The sequence below is a fragment of the Acinetobacter lactucae genome, assembly GCF_013344765.1.
Classification (GTDB): Bacteria; Pseudomonadota; Gammaproteobacteria; order Pseudomonadales; family Moraxellaceae; genus Acinetobacter; species Acinetobacter lactucae_A.
Map to the genome: position 1 here is coordinate 1 of NZ_JABVBF010000033.1, position 23366 is coordinate 23366.

Sequence of the window (23366 nt, forward strand, 5' to 3'; positions counted from 1 at the left end):
ATGTTATTTTTATATACTAAAGCCGACAAAATAGGTTTGTTTTTATTTATATTCTTTAAATATATCATGCAGTTTATGCAACAGTCATTAAGCATCATTGGGGAGATGTATGAAAATGAAATGGGCTTCTGAATATAATACGGGTATTGATGTTATTGATGAGCAACATAAACGAATACTTGATTATATTAATGAAATTGATAATGTTAAAGATGAAGAGGATAGGAGTCGTATTAAAGATGTTTTAGATAATATTATTGATTATACGCAGTCACATTTTACCTTTGAAGAAAGTTTGCAAGAGGAAGCTGATTATAAATATCGTGTGCCGCATAAACGAGTACATGACTTATTTATTAAAAAAATAGAGTTATATCGAGAACGTTTTGAAATGGGCCACACGATTGAAGCAGAATTACAAGAAATTTTGGCTAAATGGTTAATTAACCATATTCAACATGATGATGCCGATTATGTGGGGGCAGTAAAAGAAAATATGATGGGAATTATTAGAGAAAAAGAAAAAAAGAAAGGGAAAAACTGGTTTGCTCGGTTTTTCTCATAACCTGAAATAAAAATAACTCATAATTTCAGTTAGCGCGGCAAACTATCGATTCGGTAGTTTGCTTTTTTTATTGAGCAAACTTTGATTTTCAAGCATGACACGGGCAAAATATCTCTAGTCTTTTTCAAGGAATGCATAATGCAGGACATACCTATGTCACGATGGTTATCGCCCCTGATGGCGTTTTGCTTATCTTTCATCATTATGGCGACATTGGCACCCACGATGGGAATCCAGATTGATCGTCAACTCGATTTCTGGTTATTGTGGTTAGGCACAATGTTGCTATTGGCACTACCAGTTTGTTATTTGGAAATTGCTTTAGCAAAACGGTCGAAGACTACAGCCTTGAATGCTTTATCAAGTTTAACTCGTGAAGCAGATAGTTCTCCAAAATGGCGTTTGGTTGGCTGGCTTGCAGTTATTTTTATTCCATTTTTAGCAGGTAATGTATTAAGTACCGCTGGCAATTTACTAGCTACACAACTTAATAATAGCGTTTCTGGGCAGCTTGTTTTCGCAGGTATTGCTGTTGTGGGCTTAATTTTATCTTTTATTCCACGTCAGATTTTAGTTTTATTGATGACGGTTGGTGTAATTGCTTCTCTTGTTTTAGCTAACACAATGGGAACGACTTTACAGCCTTGGCACTGGACAAATGTTGAGTTTAAAGAGTGGGGTAATGCGACTGTTCTTGCGCTTGTTGCGAGTGGGCTAGGTTTAGGGCTTTACTGGCAAAATAGTGTAGGTGCTGTGCAGACGCAAGAAGGCGCAACCAAAACTGTTCTTCCAATCTGGTTAGCTCAGCTCATTGCTGTGATTGCCTTTGGTTTCTTTTCTTTACAAGCGCAGCTCCCTGTTTTTACTTGGATCTTTACCGCAGTCATGACCACAGCGTTATTTGTACAATTGGCTAGAGAACAGCTTGCTCAGCGTCAGCTTATGCCTATTTTACAGTGGGTGATGATTGTTGTAGCGATTGCGGTTTGGGCTGTACCTGAGCTTCATAGTATCTTTACACTGATTTTGATGCTTTGGGGATTACTCATTTGCCTGATCTATGCCATTTTTGCTGGCTGGATTATGAAAATTAGCCATTTGCGTAAATCGATGAATTTTAGCAATGAGTTGTTTTATAACTTATGGCGTATTGCGGTACGTATTGTATTACCGCTTTCAATTATCATTGCCATGGTTGCGCTAATTGGACAAATGATCTGATGGAAAAAGCTCAGCAAGTGTGGGTTGCTTTTGCAGCCCCAGAGCAACAGTTTTTAGTTGCTATTCCATTTGAGGCTGGTATGACTGCATTACAAGCAGTTGAGGCGAGTGGGTTGCAAACGCAAGTAAGTTTGTCTGAGCCACTACAACTTGGCATCTTTGGTGCAAAAGTTGAGGCACATGCGATTTTGCAAGCGGGTGATCGAGTTGAGGTTTATCGACCTTTAACCATTAATCCTAAAGATATACGCCGTAAACGCGCCGAGAAAAACCCTGTGGGGCGATATATTAAAAGTAATCGCTTTAAGCAATAAGCCCCATAAACAAAACCCCTCAAAGTATTTCACTTGAGGGGTTTATTTTTATTAGAAAAAACGATTATAGTGGTGGTGCAGTTAAAATCGCTTCTTTAGAAGCAGGTAAACCTGGTTGCGATTCTGGAATAGTTTCTAAACCTTCAATTTTAGTTACAGTACCAGTTCCATCAAAGTAAATTTTTAAATGCTGACCATGTGCTGCGGGGATTTTAGCTTTTTTAGCATAAGTTCCCGGGATATAGTTGTAAATGTAGTCCCAACGTAGAGGATTTAGAGGATCAGTCACAGTTGGACTACCAAGCAAAAAGCGCACTTGCTGGAAATTCATGCCGACCTGTACTTGAGAGGCTTGAGCTTTGGTCAATGGAGTCCCTTGAGGAATATCAACCTTATATACACCAAAGATTGAACAACCAGCAAGGAGTGAAGTGACTAATAACGTCAGCACGAGTTTTTGCATTTTGCTACACTATCCCAATAAATTATGATGCATTTGATCAAAGGATAGATCATACTTCATCTAAATTCTATTGCCTATTCCAACTTGAGATTTGTTGAGAGACCTTTTTTCATGCCTATTTCCAATCAAGATTTGCGCAAAGCTGGACTTAAAGTTACCCTTCCACGAATTAAGATTTTGGAATTATTAGAAAATTCAAAACAACATCATCTTAGCGCTGAAGATATTTACAAGACTTTGTTAGAGCAAGGGGAAGATGTCGGTCTTGCGACAGTTTACCGTGTGTTAACACAATTTGAAGCTGCGGGTATCATTCAACGTCATCATTTCGAAAATAATCATTCTGTTTTCGAAATTATGCAAGAAGATCACCATGATCATTTGGTTTGCCATAATTGCAACAAAGTTATTGAATTTACTAATGATATTATCGAGAAAGAACAGCATGCTGTAGCAGAGCAACATGGGTTTACCTTAACGGGTCATTCATTAAACCTCTATGGTTACTGTAACGAACCTGAATGTCAGGAAGTGTTGCGCAAGAAATAATCGTTTTCACACAAAGAAAACAAATAAAAAAGGAAGGTTACGTTTAACCTTCCTTTTTTTATGAAGAAATTACTGTCGATCGAAGGTTAAATGCTGATTTGTGCCTGCAATTTGATCAGGACCTTCTTCTGCAAGCTTAATCGTCAAACGTAAATCGTTCGGTGAATCAGCATGTTTTAATGCATCTTTGTAGGTAATTTGACCTGATTTATAAAGATCAAATAATGCTTGGTCAAAAGTTTGCATACCCAGTTCACGTGAGCGTTTCATTAAATCTTTAATTTCATGAATTTCACCTTTACGGATATAGTCTGAAATTAATGGTGAGTTAATTAGAATCTCAATTGCGGCACGGCGCGAATTACCATCGGGCGTTGGAATAAGTTGCTGTGCAATCATGGCCTTTAAATTAAGCGATAAGTCCATGTAGAGCTGGCTGTGGCGGTCACTTTCGAAGAAATGAATAATACGGTCGAGGGCTTGGTTGGCGTTGTTGGCGTGCATTGTGGCTAAGACCAAGTGACCCGTTTCGGCGAAGCCAATTGCATAGTCCATCACTTCACGCGTACGAATCTCACCAATCAAGATTACATCGGGTGCTTGACGCAAAGTATTCTTTAAGGCAATTTCGAACGAGTCAGTATCGATCCCGACTTCACGTTGGGTAATGATACAACCAGCATGTTCATGAATAAACTCGATAGGATCTTCAATGGTAATGATATGACCTTTAGAGTTATGGTTACGATAGCTAATCATTGAAGCCAATGATGTCGATTTACCTGTGCCTGTTGCACCTACAAAAATAATGATACCGCGTTTGGTCATCGATAAATCTTTAAGTACAGGCGGTAGTTGCAAGTCATCAATTGAAGGAATTTTAGTTTCAATGCGACGTAGTACCATGCCTGGCATATCGCGTTGCTGAAAAGCACTCACACGAAAGCGCGCACTTTTATCACGGTTCATAATGGCAAAGTTACATTCACGAGTCTCAGCAAATTCTTTGCGTTGTTTTTCACTCATGATGGAATGTAATAGTTGTCCAATAATTTCGCCTGAAAGACTATTTTTTGAAATGGGAACAATTTGCCCGTTAATCTTCATCGATGGGGCAACGCCATCTGTAATAAAGAGGTCGGATGATTTTTTTTCAACCATGAGGTTGAGTAGGTCATTAAAATCCATATTTATTCTCTAGTTATTTTTATAGGAATGATTCAGGCTGTTTGGCAGCAGTACGAGCTGTTTGAGGGCTGATAACACCGCGAGACACCAAATTTTTTAAGCTTTGGTCGAGGGTGGTCATGCCATGATTTGCGCCAGTCTGAATAGCTGAGTACATTTGCGCGACTTTGTTTTCACGAATTAAGTTACGAATGGCAGGAATACCAATCATGATTTCATGGGCTGCCACACGCCCACCGCCGTTCTTTTTAAGCAGGGTTTGTGAAATAACAGCTTGTAATGATTCAGAGAGCATGGCACGAACCATATCTTTTTCTTCGGCTGGGAATACGTCAATCACACGGTCAATGGTTTTCGCAGCAGAAGTGGTATGGAGCGTACCAAATACCAAATGACCAGTTTCCGCAGCAGTAAGTGCTAAACGAATGGTTTCAAGGTCACGCATCTCGCCGACCAAAATAATATCAGGGTCTTCACGCAGTGCTGAACGTAGTGCCTCATTAAAACCGTGTGTATCACGATGTACTTCACGTTGGTTAATGAGACATTTCTTAGACTGGTGTACAAATTCGATAGGGTCTTCAACCGTTAAAATGTGGTCATAACGGTTTTCATTAATGTAGTCCATCATCGCTGCAAGTGTGGTGGATTTCCCCGAACCTGTTGGCCCTGTGACCAGTACAATGCCGCGTGGATAGTCACAAATATCTTTAAAGATTTGACCTAAGCCTAAATCTTCCATAGTGAGTACTTTGGACGGAATGGTACGAAACACTGCACCAGCACCACGGTTTTGATTAAATGCGTTAACACGAAAGCGCGCAACATTCGGCACTTCAAAAGAAAAGTCGGTTTCGAGTTTTTCTTCGTAGTCACGACGCTGTTTATCATTCATGATGTCGTAGACCAAACGATGAACATCTTTATGATCTAGAGCAGGTAAGTTAATGCGACGGACTTCACCATCAACGCGAATCATTGGTGGCATGCCAGCAGATAGGTGTAAATCGGACGCGCCATTTTTCACAGAGAAGGCGAGTAGCTCTGTAATATCCATAATTTCCCCAAGTAAATCAAAATATGTCATTATTTTGTAGAATAATATACGGCTTTCACCGAGGCTTACCAACACCTCGCTTTAGGTGAAAAGCAAAAAAGTTTTTTGAAAATGAGAACCTTGTCAATGAATTACCTGCAAGATGCGCGGCAGCACGTATTACAGCAAATCCAGCGTGCTTGTGAACATGCTCAGCGTGCGCCTGAAACTGTGCAACTTTTAGCCGTATCGAAAACACATCCAAGTGAAAGTTTGCGTGAAATGTATGCAGCAGGGCAAAGAGCATTTGGCGAAAACTATTTGCAAGAAGCTTTGGAAAAAATCGAAGCTTTATACGACTTAGACATTGAATGGCATTTTATTGGTCATGTTCAACGCAACAAGACGAAGCATTTGGCCGAGAAATTTGATTGGGTACATGGTATAGATCGTTTAATTATTGCCGAGCGATTATCTAATCAAAGGCTTCAAGATCAATCTGACTTAAATATTTGTTTGCAAGTGAATATTGATGGGCAAGACAGTAAAGATGGTTGTGCACCAGATGAAGTTGCCGAGCTGGTTGCTCAAATCAGTCAATTACCAAAAATCAAGTTACGCGGTTTAATGGTCATTCCAGCACCTGACAATACTGCTGCATTTGCAGATGCTAAAGCCTTGTTTGATGCGGTGAAAGAAAAGCATGCCCACCCTGAGGACTGGGATACTTTAAGTATGGGAATGTCGAGTGATTTAGAAGCTGCAATTGCTGCTGGTTCAACCATGGTTCGTGTAGGAACAGCCTTATTTGGTGCTAGAGACTATTCGCAAAAAAGGCTGATGTAAGCGATTTCTTACAGAAATTGCGGCCTTTTGCGGCTATGGCAGACAATACTTTTTTCGTACTATGAACTCATCAGGAAACAGGATGTTTCTAAGAATAACAATAAACAGTGATGAATGGATGCATACAGGTACGACAGGAGTTATACCAACGCAGAATCTAAAAAAGCCCCGACAGGATGTCGGGGCTTTTTAGTTTTAACCTACCACTTCAATGGTACTTGCACCCGCGCCGAGTGGTTTTACCTGAATTTGTACAGGAATACGCTCATGCATTTCTTGAATGTGTGAAATGAGAATGACTTGACGTCCCTGATTTTGCAATTGGTCTAAAGCATTCATCACCATGTGCAAAGAAGAGGCATCCAAAGTACCAAAACCTTCATCAATAAATAGCGATTCAATTTTCATTGAGCCTGAGGCCATATTCGCAATGGCTAAAGACAAAGCAAGGGCAGTTAAGAATGACTCACCGCCAGACAAAGATGCAACGGAGCGAGTTTCTCCATCCATGTCGTGGTCAATAATTGCAAGACTTAACGATTGCTCTAGACGTTTTAGCGTATAACGTTGAGAAAGCATCGCCAGTTGCTGATTGGCATGTTCTACTAAAATATCCAGATGATATTGCTGGGCATAGTCACGGAACTCTTTGCCTTTGGCATCGCCAATCAGACCTGAAATTTTGCTCCAGCGATGTTCTTCTTGCTGAATGTTTTGAATTTGCTCGGCGTATTGCTGTTGTTTAGCCAGATTTTGCTGGTGTACTTCAAGCTTAAGCTTCAGTCGATCACGAACTTCAAGTTGTGCTTTAAGCTCTGCAATATTGTCTTGAATGAGGCTAACAAGCTTTTCATGTTCAATATCTGGCTGCGTTTGTAAATGCTCACTCAATTGCTCTTGCATGGTTTTAAGGGCTGAAGAAGCTTCACTTAATAAACGCTCGGCCTGATTAAGACGATTACGGATGTCTTGCTCTTGGGCTGAATTGATCTGCATGAGCGCCGTAAGATCATGTGGCTCAAAATCAGTATGGGCCTTTAACCAGTTTTGAATTTGCCCATCAATTTGCTGCTGATGTTGTGCAGTGTGTTGATGTTGATGCTTAAGCTGATCGAGTGCTTGTTTTTGCTGCTCAAAGTGCTGTCTGGTTTGTTCAAAACGTTGTTTAGCCTCGTGATACGCCGTTTGTTGTTGCTGACGTTTAACGTCATGCTCAATTAGCCATTCGTGCGGTTTAATATCCGAGCGGCCCGTCATTTGCTGAATGAGCGACACCGCTTTTTCATTATTTTGTTGGCCTTTAAGCGCAATTTCTTTGAGATTTTGGTCGATCTCATCAATTTGCTTGGCCATTTGCTCAAGGTTAGCAGTCAACATTTTAAGGTCTTGTTGCTGCTGTTCAAAGCGCTGTGCAAGCTGTTCTTGTTGCTCAAGCTGTTTAGCGCGTGCATCAAGAATAGTCCAAGTCTGCTTAGCCGTTTGGCTACTCGACTGCTGCCATGCATGCTGTTCGGTTTCCGATAAACACTCGACAATATGTTGAACTTGTTGTTGCCATTGCTGGGCTGTATTAAGCAAGCTTTCATTACGCTGAATAGCTTGAACAAGCTGATTGTGTTGTTTAATGGCTTTGGTTAAACGTAAGTTTTCTGAGTCAAATGAACTTACGGCAGTTTGTGCGGTTTGTCTGAGTTCGTTCAGCGTTTGCAAAATCTGCTCAGGAGTTTGATTAAGCTCAATCTGTAACTGATTGAGGCTAAATTGCTGCTCAAGCTCTTGCTGCAAGCTTGATTGTTTGGTCTTAAGTTGAGTTAAGTACTTCTGAACTTGTTCAAGCTCGGCGCTACACTGGGTGAGCGAATGTTGCTGGGTTTGCCACACATTAAATTTAGTTTGCTCGAGTGCAACAGCTTGCTGCTCTTGTTGTTGCTGCAAATCGAATAAAGCTTTAGAGACTGCACTGTCATCAACACGATAGGGGTGATGTGTACTTCCACACACTAAACACGCTTCACCTTCTTTAAGATTGGCACGTAACTGCTCAATATTTTCGGTGTGTAGTAGGCGCTGCTGTTGCAGGATGTGCTGTAACTTTTCACGTTCAGTTTTTACTGTTTGGTATTCTTGTTCAGCTAACTGGCAAACGGTTTTAAGCTGCTGTTCTTGGGCTGAGACTTGAGTTTGTTTTTCAGAGAATTGCTGAAGCTCAGCATATAGCTCATGATAAATTTTTATTTTTTGCTGAATCAGATCTAACTGCGTGATTTGAGCGAGCTTTTGATAATTGTCTTTACGTTGCTGTTCAAGTTTTACCTCAATCTGTTCAACTGTCCCCACCGAAGCCGTCAGTTGTTCAAGTTCACTTTTAGCTTCCGATAGTTTTTGACGAGCTAGAGTAGGGTTTCCAAGCTGTTGTTCAATCGCTTCGTAGTTTTGAATAAATTGTCCGAGTTGATGTAAATGCGCTGAAAGGCCTTTATCTAATACAGCATATTGCCCAGTCTGAGTAAGCTGCTGTTGTAGGTGAATTTTGTTCTGCTCAAGCTGTACAATCTGCTGTTGAACCGTGTTTTGCTGTTGTTGCACTGGACTGAGTTTCTGCTCAAGTACATTTTTCTTTTCTTTGCACTTTTTATATTCATCAGCAATAAAAGCACGTTCTTGAATGGACTGCCGAACTTGATTTAAAGCTTGTTGATGCTGTTGCTCAAAATCGAGCGTTTGTTTGAGTTCTTGTTCTGCAAGTTGATATTGTTTTTGTCCCGTTTCAAAAATTTGCACCAACTCATTAAACTTGCTTTGAGCTTGCTGAATTTGCGGTTCAAGCTGTTGTAGCGTTTGTAAATTTTGAGCTTGATGAAAAGCTTGTGGGCGTATTTCAGAGAAAACTTCAAATCGTTTTAATTGCTCACGCTCACCAGCCAATTGTTGATGATGATTTTGCTGGGTTTGAAACTGTTGTTGTTTAGCTTGAACTTCTTGCTCAAGTTTTGCTTTACGCTCAAACCATTGTTGCTGTTTGTCTAAGATATTTTTTTGTTGTTCTAACTGGTGATGGTTTTGTTCAGCTTGCTGATATTGTTCGGTAAAAGCCGTAATCTCTTCATCAGACAAAATTTCAATGTGGCCTAAGAACTCTTCAAGCTGTTTACGCTGTTTTGCAATATCTGCTGTTTTACGAAAAGCCAGTTCACCGATTTTGGCGAAAATGCTGGAGTTGGTCAGGTACTCGAGTAACTCACCGCGTTCGCTATCTCGTGCTTTTAAAAATGCGGTCACTTCGGATTGGGCAAGTAATACCGCACGAGTAAACTGTTCAAAAGAAAGTTGGGTAATTTGTTTAACTTTTTCATCAACCGCTTTGGCTTTGTCGGCAAGCACGACACCATCGGTCAGGCATTTTAAGTGGCGTTGTACGCTTTGTAATTTACCATTTGGGTTTTCGCGTGCCCGTTTAATTTCCCAGCGTGCCAAATAACGTTTTTGATCTTGTGCGATAAAGCAAAGCTCAGCAAAACCATGTCCTGTACCACGGCGTAAGACAGTTAAAGGTGAATTGGTCAGTAACTCGGAACCATCGACATCTTTTAACTTACCATCGCTGTCTTTAAGGCGAGGAACCCGATTAAACAAAGCCAGACACATGGCATCTAAAATGGTCGACTTACCAGCGCCTGTTTTTCCTACAATTGCAATTAAGCCTGCATGGGCGAGAGGTGCGCTTTCAAAATCAATAAAGTGTTCATCAGAAAGAGATGCCAGATTTTTTATTCGAATGGATAAAATTTTCATGACATATCCTTAAGGTGTTGCATCATTTTCAAGATGTTTTTGTGCTTCTTGTACTAGGCTTAGAAAATCTTTTAAGACCGCATCATCGGCGCTGTAACCTTGTTTTTCCCAGATATTTTGAAAGAGTTTTTCTGGTGTTGGTGGTTCAAGTGCGATTTGCTGAGTGGTATTTGAATCGGTTGAGTCTTTATTCACATATTGACGAGAAATACGCACTAAACGATAGCGGTCAGGTGGTAGGGCTGCTTCAAACTGCTGTCGTAAATTGGGCTGCGGCGGCGTTAAACTATAATATTCAATATCGACATATTCACGGTGGTCAATATTTTCAATCACGCCGTTTGGCAAAGTTTTAAGTTGTTGTAGCACTTCATTTAACTCACCACGAATGCGGTGCAATTGTATGCAACGCGGAATTTCTACAGCTTCAAATTGCAAACGGCTGTCTGCCTCTTGAGCTGGGTCAATTTTGACCTCAACCACTTGGTGCTTATAGTTAATTTCGCTGAAAGAAAGCGGAATGGGTGAGCCACTATAACGAATGTGCGGCTGACCCACTTTTTGTGGTTTATGTAAGTGCCCTAAAGCGACATAGTCGACAGCATCTTCAAATAAAGTCGTCGAAAGTGCCTCTTCATTACCAATAATAATTGGGCGTTCAGAGTCAGATGTTTCTCCACCTTGCATGTGGGCATGCGACATCAAAATCAGCGCTTGGTCTGGTGTTTTACGACGTTTTGCTTCTGCAATGAGTTGCTGATGCAAATAGGCAATCGCATTTTTGCTGTTGGTGGTATGTTCATTAAAGCCCGTAATTTCGGCTGAACGTAAAAAAGGCAGGGCAAGACACCACGCCACAATATCTTGATTTTGATTATAGATAGGTAAAAGTAGTCGATCGAGATCTAGGGTTTTATCCTCATTCCAGCGAACCACGCCCACGGTTTTTGCATTATATTTTTCTAATAGTGGCTCGACCTGTTCAATACGGTAGCCTGAGTCGTGATTACCTGCAATCATGAGTGTTTGCATGTGCGGCGCAATACGATGGGCATCTGCTAAAAATTGGTAAAGTTGTTTTTGTGCTTGAGAGCCCGGGTTAATGACATCAAAAATATCGCCAGCAATAAGCAAGGCATGCGGTTGTTTTTCTTGAATTTGAGTGAGCAACCAGCTTAAAAATTGTTGGTGTTCGTAGTGGCGTGAATGATTATAAAAAAACTGCCCCAAATGCCAGTCAGAAGTATGTAAAAAATGTACGGACATAGAAACAGACATCAAGCCAAAATAAACACAGATACGTTAGCATAAATTGGCAGGAGATTTTATCAAGACATTTTAAAGTGCTCTTTATTTAAGCCCACAGTAAAACTTGAATTAAATTTTTTACTTTAAACTCTGCTTTGTTACTATCAGGTCAAATCATAAACTCTGAGAACAAAATGACCATTCATAAATACCAAGTAAAAATACAGTGGGAAGGCAATACAGGCACAGGCACTTCATCTTATCGTTCATATAAACGAGACTTTAGTATTCAGCATCCTCAAAAGGCCACTATTCAAGGTTCATCAGACCCAGCCTATTTAGGCGATGTGACCAGATGGAACCCAGAAGATTTATTGGTTGCATCAGCTTCAGCTTGTCATAAGCTTTGGTATTTACACCTATGTGCAGTCAATCATATTCACGTTGTGAGTTATATCGATCACGCACTTGGATTTATGGAAGATACAGATCCAGTCAAACGTGGTCACTTTACTCAAATTATTTTAAAGCCTGAGGTTGTTTTAGAAAAAGGTGCCGATCAAGAACTTGCTGCAAAATTGCATGAAGAAGCACATCATGAATGCATGATTGCCAATTCGGTGAATTTCCCAATTACATGTGAAGCCAGCTTTAGTTTTGCCGAATAATAAATATGAAATAGCCACCATTTAAAAGAAGGTGGCTATAAATTAATAAAATTGTTAAATAAGCTATTTAAGCTGCATTTTCATCGACTTGAAAAATGCCAAAAACGTTGTGGTCTAAATCGACAAAGTAGCCATGCCAAGCGCGACCCGGGATAGCAAATTTATCCATCGCCACAATACCACCTTGCGCTAAAATTTTTGCAGCCACTTCATCGAAGTTTTCGACCTGAACCGAGCAGGTAAATGCATTGGTGCCATATTCCATTGGCGGCGTTTGTGCAGGGCGTTTTAATAGCCCACCCATCATTGAAGGTGTCTCTATGCGGTAATATTCAATCGGTAAGTTTTCATCGAGTTTAAATTGCCAGCCGAACACAGCTTGATAAAACTGCGCATCGCGGGCAGGGTTTGAAGACTGGATTTCAAAATAGGCAATATTGTTCATCTTATTTAAAACATATTTTTATGGTGCAAAAAGTATACGCATAGCCTTTATAGCCACGAAAGGACTATTGTGTATGCTGAGCGTAAAATAAATGAAAGTACCAGAAAATAAAAACCGACGATTCGAGTGATGAGAGAATCGTCGGTCAAAAACTTCATCAAGGGTTTCGGCTGCTAACAAAACCTAATCCGAAGGAAGGAAAGAGTCGTAATGAAAGGTCACCGAAACAATTTTGCGGATGCCGTGCAAAGGAAGTATTCGGTTGCTGCGACCTTATTACCCTATATAACGTCAAGAGATTCGAATTGGTTGACAGAAAAATGAAAAAAAAATGAAAAAAATTTATAATTATTTTTTGAACCCATAAATTAGGCAAAAATATGACCAAATTACGTTCTTACTTTCTCTGGTTTTTTGCTTTATGCATCGTACTTACCTTAATTGTAGGTGTGGTTGCAGCACTATTACCAGCGAGTGTAGGCGGTATTTTAACAGCCGTTCCATATTTAGGCGCAATGATTTTTGTCTTATTTAAATTTTTAAAGAAAGAACGCCGTGCACCGACTGTACAAGAAAAAAAGAAATTTACTTTAGGTTTTACCCTAATTTTTTGGGGCTATAACTTGTGTGGTGTTTTATTTGGCCTATTTTTATTTGCCAGAAAAGACCCTGAGATTTTGCAAAACTTTATGCTTTACCTCAAACAGCCTCAGTTCTTGAGCATTATGGTGATTATGCTTTTAATGTTAGCTATTCCGCTTTATTTAATTACCTACTGGTTTTATGGCAAACAGGCACAGCGAATGGCAGACAAAATGTTTAATGTGCAATAGATCACTACAAAAACAGCTACGATTAAATATAAATGAGTCTTATATAATGAAATAAAACTTGTGTCCTCGGCTTTGGAGGAAATATGAATAAGAATGTATTAATCACGGGTGCTAGTGGTTTTATCGGAACGCATTTAATTAAGTTCCTGCTGCAAAAAAATTATAACGTGATTGCTGTGACACGGCAGGCTGGCAAGAAATCTGACCATCCTGCCTTACAGTGGGTGCAAAAATTCGAAGATATTACGACACGTCAAATTGACTATGTGGTGAATTTGGCAGGTGCAAATATTGGCGAAAAACGCTGGACCGAGTCACGTAAAAAACAACTCATTGAAAGCCGTGTGAATACGACACGAAAGCTATATGCGTGGCTCAAGCAGTCTGAAATTTTTCCTGAAGTAATTGTTTCTGGTTCTGCGATTGGTTATTACGGTATAGATGACCAAGAAAAGTGGACAGAAGTGTGCACTGAACAAAGCTCGCCACAACCTATTTTTATGTCTCAGCTTTGCCAAGAGTGGGAACACGCAGCTTTAGCAGACGCTCAGCAAAATACTAAAATTATTCGCTTAGGTGTGGTGTTTGGGCAGGGCGGTGGTATTTTGCCTAAAATGTTGCTTCCGATTCGACTCAATTTGGTCGGTCAAATTGGTCACGGACGTCAGCCTGTGGTTTGGGTGCATATTGAAGATGTATTAAGCGCCATCGAGTTTATATTTCAGCATCCTCAATCTGCTCAAATTCACAATGTTGTAGCACCAGAAAATGTGACTCAAAAGGCCTTTGTTGAACAAGCTGCTGAGGTTTTGAATAAGAAACCACTGTTGTCAGCGCCAAGCACGGTTTTCCGCTGTTTGTTGGGCGAACAATCGCAATTGATCTTAAATGGTCAATTTGTTAAACCTGCTGCCTTACAAGCTGAAGGATTTGAGTTTGCTTATCCTCAATTAAAAATGGCTTTAGAGAATATACTCGCGTCAGGCTAAGATTTTATTTTGCAAACGTTCTGGGGAATATGCTTTGGCATCAACTAATGTTGGTTGATCTAGCATAAGCTGACGGAGCAATTGCGCAGAGCCTGCGCCCATACACAAACCATTTCTAAAATGACCAAAGTTTGCCCAGAGGTTATCCATTTCAGGCATTTTACCAATGTAGGGAACGCCATTTGGTGAACTTGGTCTGAGTCCTGCCCAGCGCTGTACGATCGGGAAATCGGCTAGTTCAGGCACCATTTCTAAACACGCTTCTAGAATATTGTGCTGGGTGGTTTCATCGGTCGAAATGTCAAAACCACGATGCGCCATGCTAGACCCACACACAATATGACCGTCCATCCGTGGAATCAAATACATGACTCGATTCATGCACATGGTCGGTAGCCAGTGAGCAGGGGTTTTAAATAATAGCATTTGACCTTGAACAGGTTCGACTGGAATTTCGAGTTGTAATTGTGAGTTCCAGTAATGGCTCCAAGCACCCGAAGTTATTACAAAATGATCTGCTGTATGTTTGCGTCCATCTTCGGTTTGTAGGGCTTGTATCACATCACCCTGTTGAATCAATTTTTTAACAGGAGTGTGTTCAAAAAACTTAACGTTTGGATGTTGTTTTAAATAGCTAATCAGGGACTGTAAAACGCGTGGATTGCGAATATTAGACAGTTCGGGGAAATAAATGGCTTCTTGGAACTGATCGGAAATATGTGGATTAACTTGTTCTAGCGCATCTCGCTGTAAATATTCGCAGCGCTGCATGGGTTCTTGATGTTGTTCGGCGTAGGAAAGCCCAACGTCAAAATCTTCTTCATCAAAAATCAGCATGCCTGTGTCATGAATTTCAAAATCAATCCCTGTAACAGGGTAGAGCTTTTGGTTCCATGCTTGATAAGAGGCCTTGCCAAATTGAGCGAGTTGGTTCACTGCATGCACATAGCGCCACGGATACATCGGAGAGAGAATTCCTCCGCCAGCCCAAGAGGCTGCTTGTCCCGCTTGTTGTTGATCAAAAATGCTGACTTTACAGCCTTGTTCAACCAACTCCAGCGCAGACATTAATCCACTTATGCCCGCGCCAATAATTGCAATATGCATGCAGTGTTATCCTTTCTCTGCGAACTTAGTTCATTTCCTTGAGTTTTTCGGCTGCGGTTTCTGCAAAGTAAGTCCAGATCCCGTCTGCACCAGCACGGCGGCAGCACATGAGTGATTCTAAAATGACTGAGTCTGATAACCAGCCATTTTGAATTGCGCCAGCTAACATTGCATATTCGCCACTTACTTGGTAGATGAATGTCGGAACACCAAAGGTATCTTTCACTTCACGTACCACATCTAAATATGGCATGCCCGGTTTTACAATCACCATGTCGGCGCCTTCTTGAATATCAAGCGCGATTTCATGTAACGCTTCTGCACGGTTGGCAAAGTCCATCTGGTAGTTATATTTATTACCACCTTTTAGGTTGGATGCAGAGCCAACAGCATCACGGAATGGGCCATAGAAGCTAGATGCATATTTTGCAGAGTAGGCCATGATGTTGGTGTAGATGTGACCATTGGCTTCTAAAGCCTGACGAATTGCGCCAATACGGCCATCCATCATGTCACTTGGTGCAATCACTTCGGCACCAGCTTCTGCGTGACTTAAGGCTTGTTTAATCAAGCATTCAACAGTCTCGTCATTGAGCACATAGCCTGTTTCATCAATAATGCCGTCTTGACCATGAGTCGTGTATGGGTCGAGCGCACCATCAGTGATTAACACCATTTCTGGTAATTCTTTTTTAAGCAAACGGCAGGTGGTTTGTACTAAACCATCTTCACGCCATGCAGCTTCTGCGGTGAGGCTTTTATCTTCTTGCGGGGTAACTGGAAAAAGAGCCAGTTTTGATACGCCCAATTCCAGAAGTCTTTCAGCTTTTTTCAGTAATAAATCTGCCGACAAACGCTGAATGTTTGGCATACTTGGAATATCTTGGGTCTGATTCTGTCCCGGTAATACAAATACTGGATAAATCAAGTGATTGGTAGTGAGCTGTGTTTCGCTGACCATCGCACGCAACTGTTCATTTTTACGGATACGGCGCATGCGAGTGGCTGGAAATGCAGGACGATTGAACGTATAAGTCATAACAATCTCGATGTTCGGTATTACACTAGGATAGGTTGGCGGATATTCCATTACTGTCAACCGACTGCTGTATTGTAGCCCCATAATGCTGGATTTGTACAAAATTATGGGTGTTTATCATGCTTTTAAATTTAGGCAACGTATGAGTGATGAAAAGAAAAATTGGACTGGGAACATCCATTTAGGTGCAAAAACTGACCTGACTGTGGTGCTCAACCAATTATGTAAGGCGTTTAATAGCTCTCCTTTTTTTAAGCATAGTGGAATGATTATGCGTGTGGTGGACGGGCACATTGAAGGCTATATCGAGATGCAACCCAACCTGATTGGCAATCTGGCATTTCAGATTCTGCATGGTGGCGTTGCTGCTACCTTGCTCGATAGTATTGGCGGAATTGTGGCAATGGAACACCTATATCGCCGTTCAACTCCCGAAACTTTAACTGAAACCATTAAGCAAGTGTCGCGTTTGGCAACAGTCGACATGCGGGTAGATTATTTAGCACCGGGGCGTGGTAAATATTTTATTGCTCGTGCTGAAGTACTCCGTTTAGGCCGTAAAGGTTGCACCATGCGCATGACCATGGTCAATGATGAAGATAAACCGATTGCTGCGGGCATTGCCTCATATGCCTATTAAGTAATGAATTGAACTGTTTAAAAGCGCCAAGTGCGCTTTTTTTTAGTGTTTAAAAAGCAGAAATTTTCATAAAAACTTTGAGATAAACATTAATTTAATTAGAACGAACGCATTAGTTATAATTTTTTATTCTCATATTATGAGGTTTTAGCGTTAAAATTGGCTCCTTTGACAATGCGGTATGTCTTGTTTATAGAAAAATAAAAACTCTATAACAAGGTGTAGTGCGAGATTGATGGCAAAGCCAACTCATCTTTAGGAACATACCATGACTGATGCACAAAGCAATGTACAAGAAACAGTGCCAACAACATCTGCCTCGGATGAAAACAATCAAAACAAGCGCAAAAAATTTCTTGGTTTTTTTGCGCTGATTTTATTGATCGCCGCTATTTTGTATGCAATCTGGGCATTATTTTTAAATCACTCAGTGAGTACGGATAATGCTTATGTCGGTGCAGAAACCGCGCAAATTACTTCAATGGTGAGCGGACAGGTCGCTCAGGTTATCGTAAAAGATACCCAAACGGTACATCGTGGTGACGTGCTGGTTCGTATTGATGATCGTGATGCCAAAATTGCATTGGCTCAAGCTGAGGCAGAGCTCGCCAAAGCAAAACGTCAATACAAACAAACTGCGGCAAACAGTAGCTCTTTAAACTCTCAAGTTGTGGTTCGTGCCGATGAAATTAACAGTGCCAAAGCACAAGTCGCTCAAGCACAAGCCGACTACGACAAAGCTGCTTTAGAACTCAACCGCCGTGCGCAGCTTGCCGCGTCTGGTGCAGTGTCTAAAGAAGAACTCACTAAAGCACAAAGTGCAGTCGAAACAGCCAAAGCAGGGCTAGAGCTTGCCAAAGCTGGTTTAGCGCAAGCGTCTTCGAGCCGTAAAGCTGCTGAAAGTACGTTAGCTGCAAACGAAGCGTTAATTCAGGGTGTAAGCGAAACTTCAACTCCGGATGTACAAGTTGCACAAGCCCATGTAGAACAAGCTCAGCTTGATTTGGAGCGTACCGTGATTCGTGCGCCAGTCGATGGTGTGGTTACGCGTCGTAATATTCAAGTCGGTCAACGTGTTGCACCGGGTACGAGCATGATGATGATTGTGCCGCTGAATGATTTATATGTAGATGCGAACTTTAAAGAAAGTCAGTTGAAAAAAGTCCGTCCGGGTCAGGCTGTCACACTGACTTCAGATTTATATGGCGACGACGTTGAATATCACGGCAAAGTGATGGGCTTCTCTGGTGGTACAGGCTCTGCCTTTGCCTTAATTCCGGCTCAAAACGCAACAGGTAACTGGATTAAAGTGGTTCAACGCTTACCAGTTCGTATTGCACTTGACCCGAAAGAACTTGCTGAGCACCCACTGCGTGTTGGCTTGTCGATGGAAGCAAAAGTTGACTTATCTGCGAAGTAAACGCTTATGAAAACGCAAACACCTTTTGCCGAACTAAGCGGTGGCCGTTTAATACTGGCAGCGTTTGTTATTGCCTTGTCGAACTTTATGGTTGTGCTCGATACGACCATTGCCAACGTATCTGTACCGCATATTACCGGTAACCTTGCTGTTTCAAGTACACAAGGAACATGGGTTGTTACGTCCTATGCTGTTGCAGAAGCGATTTGTGTCCCTTTAACGGGTTGGCTGGCAGGTCGCTTTGGAACCGTTCGGGTTTTTATTTTTGGCCTGATTGGTTTTACCATTTTTTCTTTTTTATGCGGTCTAGCAAACTCCTTAGGCATGCTGGTGTTTTTCCGTATTGGACAAGGTCTATGCGGTGGTCCACTCATGCCGCTCAGTCAAACCTTGCTGATGCGTATTTTCCCTAAAGAAAAGCATGCACAGGCCATGGGCCTATGGGCCATGACTACCGTCGTTGGACCAATTTTAGGACCAATTTTGGGTGGTCTGATTAGTGACAACCTGTCTTGGCACTGGATTTTCTTTATTAACTTACCTGTTGGGATTATTTGTGTTTTAGCGGCAATCCGTTTGCTTAAACCAGCCGAAACAGAAACCATTTCTTTAAGAATCGATACCGTCGGTTTAGGTCTGTTAATTCTCTGGATTGGTGCGCTACAGCTCATGCTCGACTTAGGGCATGAACGCGACTGGTTTAATAGTACGAGCATTGTGGTACTCGCTTTAACCGCCGCCATTGGCTTTGTGGTGTTCCTCATATGGGAGCTGACCGACAAACACCCCGTCGTGGATGTCAAAGTCTTTAGGCATAGGGGCTTTGCTATATCGGTACTGGCCTTATCGCTTGGCTTTGGCGCGTTCTTTGGCAGTATTGTATTGATTCCACAGTGGCTGCAAATGAACCTTTCCTACACTGCGACATGGGCCGGATATTTAACTGCAACCATGGGCTTTGGTAGTTTGACCATGTCACCGATTGTGGCAAAGCTCTCGACCAAACATGACCCGCGTGCACTGGCGAGCTTTGGTCTAATTTTGCTGGGTATTGTGACTTTAATGCGGGCATTCTGGACCACAGATGCCGACTTTATGGCACTGGCTTGGCCACAAATCCTGCAAGGTTTTGCAGTACCGTTCTTCTTTATTCCACTGTCTAACATTGCACTTGGTTCGGTACTCCAGCAAGAAATTGCATCTGCTGCGGGCCTCATGAACTTCTTAAGAACCATGGCAGGGGCGATTGGCGCTTCAATTGCGGTGACCGTGTGGGACGACCACGCCAAAGTTGCCCGTAGTGAAATGGTGTCAAACCTTCATACCACCGAAGTACAAAACACACTTTTGCAAAATGGTTTTACGGCTGACTCGACCTTAGGAATCATTTCCAACCTCGTCGATAAAGAAGCAATTACCATGTCGGCAAACCATGTGTTTTTGCTATTTGCGATTGTGTTTGTCTTTGCAGGACTGGTCATTTGGCTCTGTCCAAAACCCAAACAGGTCAGCGGTATGCCTTCTCACTAAACATCAAAAAGCATCTCTTCGGAGGTGCTTTTTTTAGGCCCACTAAAAAATAGAGCGCGTCTATAAATGGTAGATTTTGCCTGTATTTAAAGAAATAAAGCATGCCAGAATCGGGCAGATCAGATATAAAAGAGTGTGATATCAAGCAAGGAGGCATCAGACAGGGCACAGGAAAAATCGCCCTTAAACATTCAATATTATAAAACCTTATTTTTATCAAAGATTAAAAAAACTTAATACCTGAAAACAAAGAAGCTTGCATGGCAATTGCATGGATAGGCAAGCGTATATATTGGAGTTATCACGTGAATATAAAATATTCATTTTTGTTTAGTAGTTTATTAGCAGTCGGTTTATTACAAGGATGTGGAGATGATTCTTCAGATCAACCCAAGGATGACTCAAATACAACCCCACCCAATTTAATAGTTGATAATGACCCCATCAGTTGTAGCAAACTGGCCCAAGACGGTTCAAGCGTGGTGGTCGGTTCAAACCAAAATGGTGACCCCGCAGCGCCTGAAGGTGCATCGGGTTATAGACTCGGTAACACGGTTAAATACGCAGATAAATATATGGTGGTGGCAAACACGCCACTTGCGGTAAAAGCGGGCTGTGATGTTTTAAAAGCAGGCGGTAGTGCAGTCGATGCAGCCGTTGCAGTACAAGCGGTGCTGGGTTTGGTCGAGCCACAGTCGAGTACGATTGCTGGTAGTGGTTTTATGATGTATTACGACGCCAAAACTAAACAAGTCACTGCTTATGATGGTCGTGAAACCGCACCAACCGCAGCTAACGAATATTATTTAATTCGCCAAAATATGGATGACCCCAATTCACCAGCACCTGTACCAAGTGCGCGCCGTAGTGGTCGCTCGATTGGTGTGCCGGGTGTGATGCGTTTACTTGAACAAGCGCAAAAAGAACATGGCAAACTCAAGTGGAACCAACTTTTTGGTGAAGCCATTGGTTTGGCTGACAATGGTTTCCGCATACCGGGGCGTTTGGCAGATGCCATTGCAAGTAATGCAAATAGCTTGGCGCTTGATGCAAATGCAATGAAAACCTATTTCTACCCAGATGGTTCACCACGTAAAGTCGGTGAAATCATGACCAATAAAGAATATGCAAAAACACTAGAAGCACTTGCTGTACAAGGGGCAAATGCATTGCACACTGGGCCAATTGCCCAAGCGATTGTGGCAAAAGCAGGGCAAACAGTCGGGGATGACCCAGCAAGAACTCCAATTACGCCAAGTTTGATGACCTTACAGGATTTATCAAACTATGAAGTGAAAAAGCGTACTCCAATTTGCACCACCTACCGTGATACTTTCTATGTATGTACCATGCCACCTCCATCTTCGGGAGGGATTGCGGTTGCACAGACGTTGGGTATTTTAGAAAACTTTGATATGTCGCTTTATCCACCTAAAAACCCTGAAAATGAGGGTGGTGTGCCCGATGTCATGGGCGTGCATTTAGTGTCTGAAGCAGAGCGTTTGGCCTACGCCGACCGCGACAAATATGTGGCAGATACCGACTTTGTTCGTTTGCCGGCACAGGGTATTCCAAGCTTTATTGATAAAAACTACTTAAAACAACGTGCTGCACTGATTAACCCGAACCAAAGTATGGGCGTAGCACCAGCAGGTAATTTCAATACAGCGGCAGGTGTAGATACCACTGTTGAACACGGTACAACCCAGTTCACGATTGTAGACGCCTATGGCAATGTGGTTTCAATGACATCGACTGTTGAATCGAGCATGGGTTCATTCCACATGGTGGATGGTTTCTTGCTGTCGAACCAGTTAACTGACTTTAGCGCGAACCCTTATGACAGCACTGGGGCACCAGTTGCCAACCGTGTAGAAGGGGGCAAACGCCCACGTAGTACCATGGCGCCAACCTTAGTGTTTAAAGGCACCACGCCAGATGAGTTTTATATGGCAACAGGTTCACCAGGTGGCGGCACGATCATTCAATATGTAGTTAAAACTTTGGTGGGTGCATTGGACTGGAACTTAAATGCACAGCAGGCCACTTCGCTTGTAAACTTTGGCGCAACCAATAGCAAAAACACCAATGTGGATAGCTCGAATGTACAGCTTTCTTTAGTTGACCTGATTGAAGGCTTAAAAGCAAAAGGGCATGGCATATCGAACACTGCGCAAACCAGTGGTATTTCAACGATTATGAAAGTAAATATAAATAATCAAAGTAAATACGCAGGTGGGGTAGACCCACGCCGTGAAGGTATTGTGTTAGGTAATGGAGCCTTATAGACCACACTTTAAAAAAAACTGTCATTTTTGGCAGCTTTTTTATGAGGGGCCTTGAAAAAAACAAAAGGCTCTCCATTATGTAAATATGTTCATCAGTAGCAGACTGTTGATAAATTGCACAGCATTTTATTTTAGTTATGCTATGATGTTCAGACATTCATGGGGATGTTATTGGCTTCGACGCCGGTGATGAAACTCATAGATGCATGCCGAGAGCGCATTTTCTCTCGTAAATAAAATTTGCATTTTAATAGTCGCAAACGACGAAACTTACGCTCTAGCTGCCTAAGGGCAGTTTGTCCGCTTCCTAGAATACTTGTGGTTTAGGAACCCGACCGTAGCGCACGCACACAAGTCCGTATAGAGTCAAGCCTCGGGGCTTTATACCAAACTTAGAGGATCGCACCTTGTACCCTGTTCGTCGGGTCACTTGGTGTTAAAACAATAGACGATATCTAAGCATGTAGTATTCTCGAGCGTAGTGCTGGCGGACGCGGGTTCAACTCCCGCCATCTCCACCAAGATTCGTGAAAAACCCTGAAACGTAAGTTTTGGGGTTTTTTCTTTTTAAGATTTAAATTATTCAAGTTATAAACAGTATAAGAAGATAATTTTTAACTTCTCTTAAAACGAGGAAAAGGTTTTATGTAAAAAATAGAGCAAAATCAAAAACTATTATTTTTAGAACAGATCTATAGAAGTTAGAATAGTGCAGTACTTTAAAAAGCTAACGAAATAAAGATTATATAAACATCTTGTAATATCTTAAATTCCTAGGCAAAAATGATTAAATCAGGTCATATCAATATGAAATTAACTTTATTAAAAAAATCCCTTACTTCAATTCTTTTAGTCAGCATGTCAATGTTTAGTGCTAATAGCTTTGGCTACACTCCCAAAGATTTACAAGGTATATGGGCAATGCATCCGCTTAATAATGGAATTGCCAACTTAGTTGAGTTTTCAGGAAATACAGCTACTTTACATCCTGTGCAATGTGATTTTGAAATGGGTCTTTATACTGTAGATAGCATTGAAAAATCGAACTTTAAAGTTAATAAGCAAAATCAAATTGAGTTGTATAATGAACAGGGAGAGTTCGAGCAAGCATTAAGAATTATAAGTATCACCGATAATCAACTAGTTTTAGAAGAAGCTGCTAGTGACACGATAATGCTGAAATTT

At 41.5% G+C, this 23366-nt stretch carries 21 protein-coding genes and 1 other RNA gene; 14 read left to right on the forward strand and 8 right to left on the reverse strand.

Annotated elements, in window-relative coordinates; genetic code table 11:
• Positions 1-109 precede the first annotated feature (109 nt).
• From HUN22_RS05515 to HUN22_RS05525, 3 genes are all read left to right on the forward strand, one after another.
• Positions 110-565, forward strand: a complete 456-nt coding sequence (locus tag HUN22_RS05515; RefSeq protein WP_174726824.1) for a bacteriohemerythrin — start codon at positions 110-112, stop codon at positions 563-565.
• A gap of 153 nt (positions 566-718) precedes the next feature.
• Complete coding sequence (locus HUN22_RS05520) at positions 719-1786, forward strand: hypothetical protein (RefSeq protein WP_174726825.1); 1068 nt, start codon at positions 719-721, stop codon at positions 1784-1786.
• A complete protein-coding gene (locus HUN22_RS05525; protein ID WP_174726826.1) occupies positions 1786-2100 on the forward strand; it encodes an RnfH family protein in 315 nt (104 codons plus the stop codon). The genes HUN22_RS05520 and HUN22_RS05525 overlap by 1 nt, the downstream gene beginning before the upstream one ends.
• Before the next feature lie 64 nt (positions 2101-2164).
• On the opposite strand, the gene HUN22_RS05530 is transcribed toward HUN22_RS05525, so the two are convergent.
• Positions 2165-2563: an outer membrane protein assembly factor BamE gene (locus HUN22_RS05530; RefSeq protein WP_002121740.1), complete on the reverse strand. Its 399-nt coding sequence runs from the start codon at positions 2561-2563 to the stop codon at positions 2165-2167.
• A 111-nt stretch (positions 2564-2674) separates the two neighbouring features.
• Here HUN22_RS05530 and fur point away from each other — a divergent pair, with 111 nt between their 5' ends.
• Positions 2675-3112 (forward strand): ferric iron uptake transcriptional regulator, encoded by a 438-nt coding sequence (gene fur / locus HUN22_RS05535; protein ID WP_016141990.1) that lies wholly within the window; start codon positions 2675-2677, stop codon positions 3110-3112.
• A gap of 69 nt (positions 3113-3181) precedes the next feature.
• Here the strand turns inward: fur and HUN22_RS05540 are convergent, their stop codons facing one another.
• Positions 3182-4300, reverse strand: coding sequence for a PilT/PilU family type 4a pilus ATPase (locus HUN22_RS05540; RefSeq protein ID WP_174726827.1), 1119 nt, complete (start codon positions 4298-4300; stop codon positions 3182-3184).
• Positions 4301-4319: 19 nt separating this feature from the next.
• Positions 4320-5357 carry a type IV pilus twitching motility protein PilT gene (locus HUN22_RS05545; protein ID WP_002121749.1) on the reverse strand — a complete coding sequence of 346 codons (1038 nt, stop codon included), beginning with the start codon at positions 5355-5357 and terminating at the stop codon, positions 4320-4322.
• A 126-nt stretch (positions 5358-5483) separates the two neighbouring features.
• On the opposite strand from HUN22_RS05545, the gene HUN22_RS05550 reads away from it, so the two are divergent.
• A complete protein-coding gene (locus HUN22_RS05550; protein ID WP_174726828.1) occupies positions 5484-6182 on the forward strand; it encodes a YggS family pyridoxal phosphate-dependent enzyme in 699 nt (232 codons plus the stop codon).
• Between the two features lie 195 nt (positions 6183-6377).
• On the opposite strand, the gene HUN22_RS05555 is transcribed toward HUN22_RS05550, so the two are convergent.
• Both HUN22_RS05555 and HUN22_RS05560 read right to left on the reverse strand, forming a co-directional pair.
• Complete coding sequence (locus tag HUN22_RS05555; RefSeq protein ID WP_174726829.1) at positions 6378-9974, reverse strand: SbcC/MukB-like Walker B domain-containing protein; 3597 nt, start codon at positions 9972-9974, stop codon at positions 6378-6380.
• A 9-nt stretch (positions 9975-9983) separates the two neighbouring features.
• Positions 9984-11252, reverse strand: coding sequence for an exonuclease SbcCD subunit D (locus HUN22_RS05560; protein ID WP_174726836.1), 1269 nt, complete (start codon positions 11250-11252; stop codon positions 9984-9986).
• A 164-nt stretch (positions 11253-11416) separates the two neighbouring features.
• Here HUN22_RS05560 and HUN22_RS05565 point away from each other — a divergent pair, with 164 nt between their 5' ends.
• Positions 11417-11890, forward strand: a complete 474-nt coding sequence (locus HUN22_RS05565) for an OsmC family protein (protein ID WP_217488091.1) — start codon at positions 11417-11419, stop codon at positions 11888-11890.
• A gap of 67 nt (positions 11891-11957) precedes the next feature.
• Here the strand turns inward: HUN22_RS05565 and HUN22_RS05570 are convergent, their stop codons facing one another.
• Complete coding sequence (locus HUN22_RS05570; RefSeq protein ID WP_174726830.1) at positions 11958-12335, reverse strand: VOC family protein; 378 nt, start codon at positions 12333-12335, stop codon at positions 11958-11960.
• A 380-nt stretch (positions 12336-12715) separates the two neighbouring features.
• Between HUN22_RS05570 and HUN22_RS05575 the strand changes: the two genes are divergently transcribed.
• Both HUN22_RS05575 and HUN22_RS05580 read left to right on the forward strand, forming a co-directional pair.
• The gene (locus HUN22_RS05575) at positions 12716-13168 is read left to right on the forward strand and encodes an ABZJ_00895 family protein (protein ID WP_125739743.1); all 453 of its coding nucleotides are present in this window, start codon (positions 12716-12718) and stop codon (positions 13166-13168) included.
• An 83-nt stretch (positions 13169-13251) separates the two neighbouring features.
• Positions 13252-14157 carry a TIGR01777 family oxidoreductase gene (locus tag HUN22_RS05580; RefSeq protein WP_174726831.1) on the forward strand — a complete coding sequence of 302 codons (906 nt, stop codon included), beginning with the start codon at positions 13252-13254 and terminating at the stop codon, positions 14155-14157.
• Here the strand turns inward: HUN22_RS05580 and HUN22_RS05585 are convergent.
• The gene (locus HUN22_RS05585) at positions 14149-15264 is read right to left on the reverse strand and encodes an NAD(P)/FAD-dependent oxidoreductase (protein ID WP_174726832.1); all 1116 of its coding nucleotides are present in this window, start codon (positions 15262-15264) and stop codon (positions 14149-14151) included. The two genes, HUN22_RS05580 and HUN22_RS05585, sit on opposite strands and share 9 nt — an antisense overlap.
• Positions 15265-15289: 25 nt before the next feature.
• Positions 15290-16303: a porphobilinogen synthase gene (gene hemB / locus HUN22_RS05590; RefSeq protein ID WP_174726838.1), complete on the reverse strand. Its 1014-nt coding sequence runs from the start codon at positions 16301-16303 to the stop codon at positions 15290-15292.
• Between the two features lie 142 nt (positions 16304-16445).
• On the opposite strand from hemB, the gene HUN22_RS05595 reads away from it, so the two are divergent.
• From HUN22_RS05595 to HUN22_RS05620, 6 genes are all read left to right on the forward strand, one after another.
• The gene (locus HUN22_RS05595; RefSeq protein ID WP_016144547.1) at positions 16446-16943 is read left to right on the forward strand and encodes a thioesterase family protein; all 498 of its coding nucleotides are present in this window, start codon (positions 16446-16448) and stop codon (positions 16941-16943) included.
• Between the two features lie 268 nt (positions 16944-17211).
• Positions 17212-18363, forward strand: coding sequence for an EmrA/EmrK family multidrug efflux transporter periplasmic adaptor subunit (locus HUN22_RS05600; protein WP_174726833.1), 1152 nt, complete (start codon positions 17212-17214; stop codon positions 18361-18363).
• Between the two features lie 6 nt (positions 18364-18369).
• Complete coding sequence (locus HUN22_RS05605; protein WP_174726834.1) at positions 18370-19893, forward strand: DHA2 family efflux MFS transporter permease subunit; 1524 nt, start codon at positions 18370-18372, stop codon at positions 19891-19893.
• Between the two features lie 305 nt (positions 19894-20198).
• Positions 20199-22181, forward strand: a complete 1983-nt coding sequence (gene ggt / locus HUN22_RS05610) for a gamma-glutamyltransferase (protein WP_368074574.1) — start codon at positions 20199-20201, stop codon at positions 22179-22181.
• Between the two features lie 161 nt (positions 22182-22342).
• Positions 22343-22702, forward strand: a transfer-messenger RNA (tmRNA) gene (gene ssrA / locus HUN22_RS05615).
• A 286-nt stretch (positions 22703-22988) separates the two neighbouring features.
• A partial coding sequence (locus HUN22_RS05620) for a hypothetical protein (RefSeq protein ID WP_254617527.1) occupies positions 22989-23366 on the forward strand: 378 nt, incomplete at its 3' end.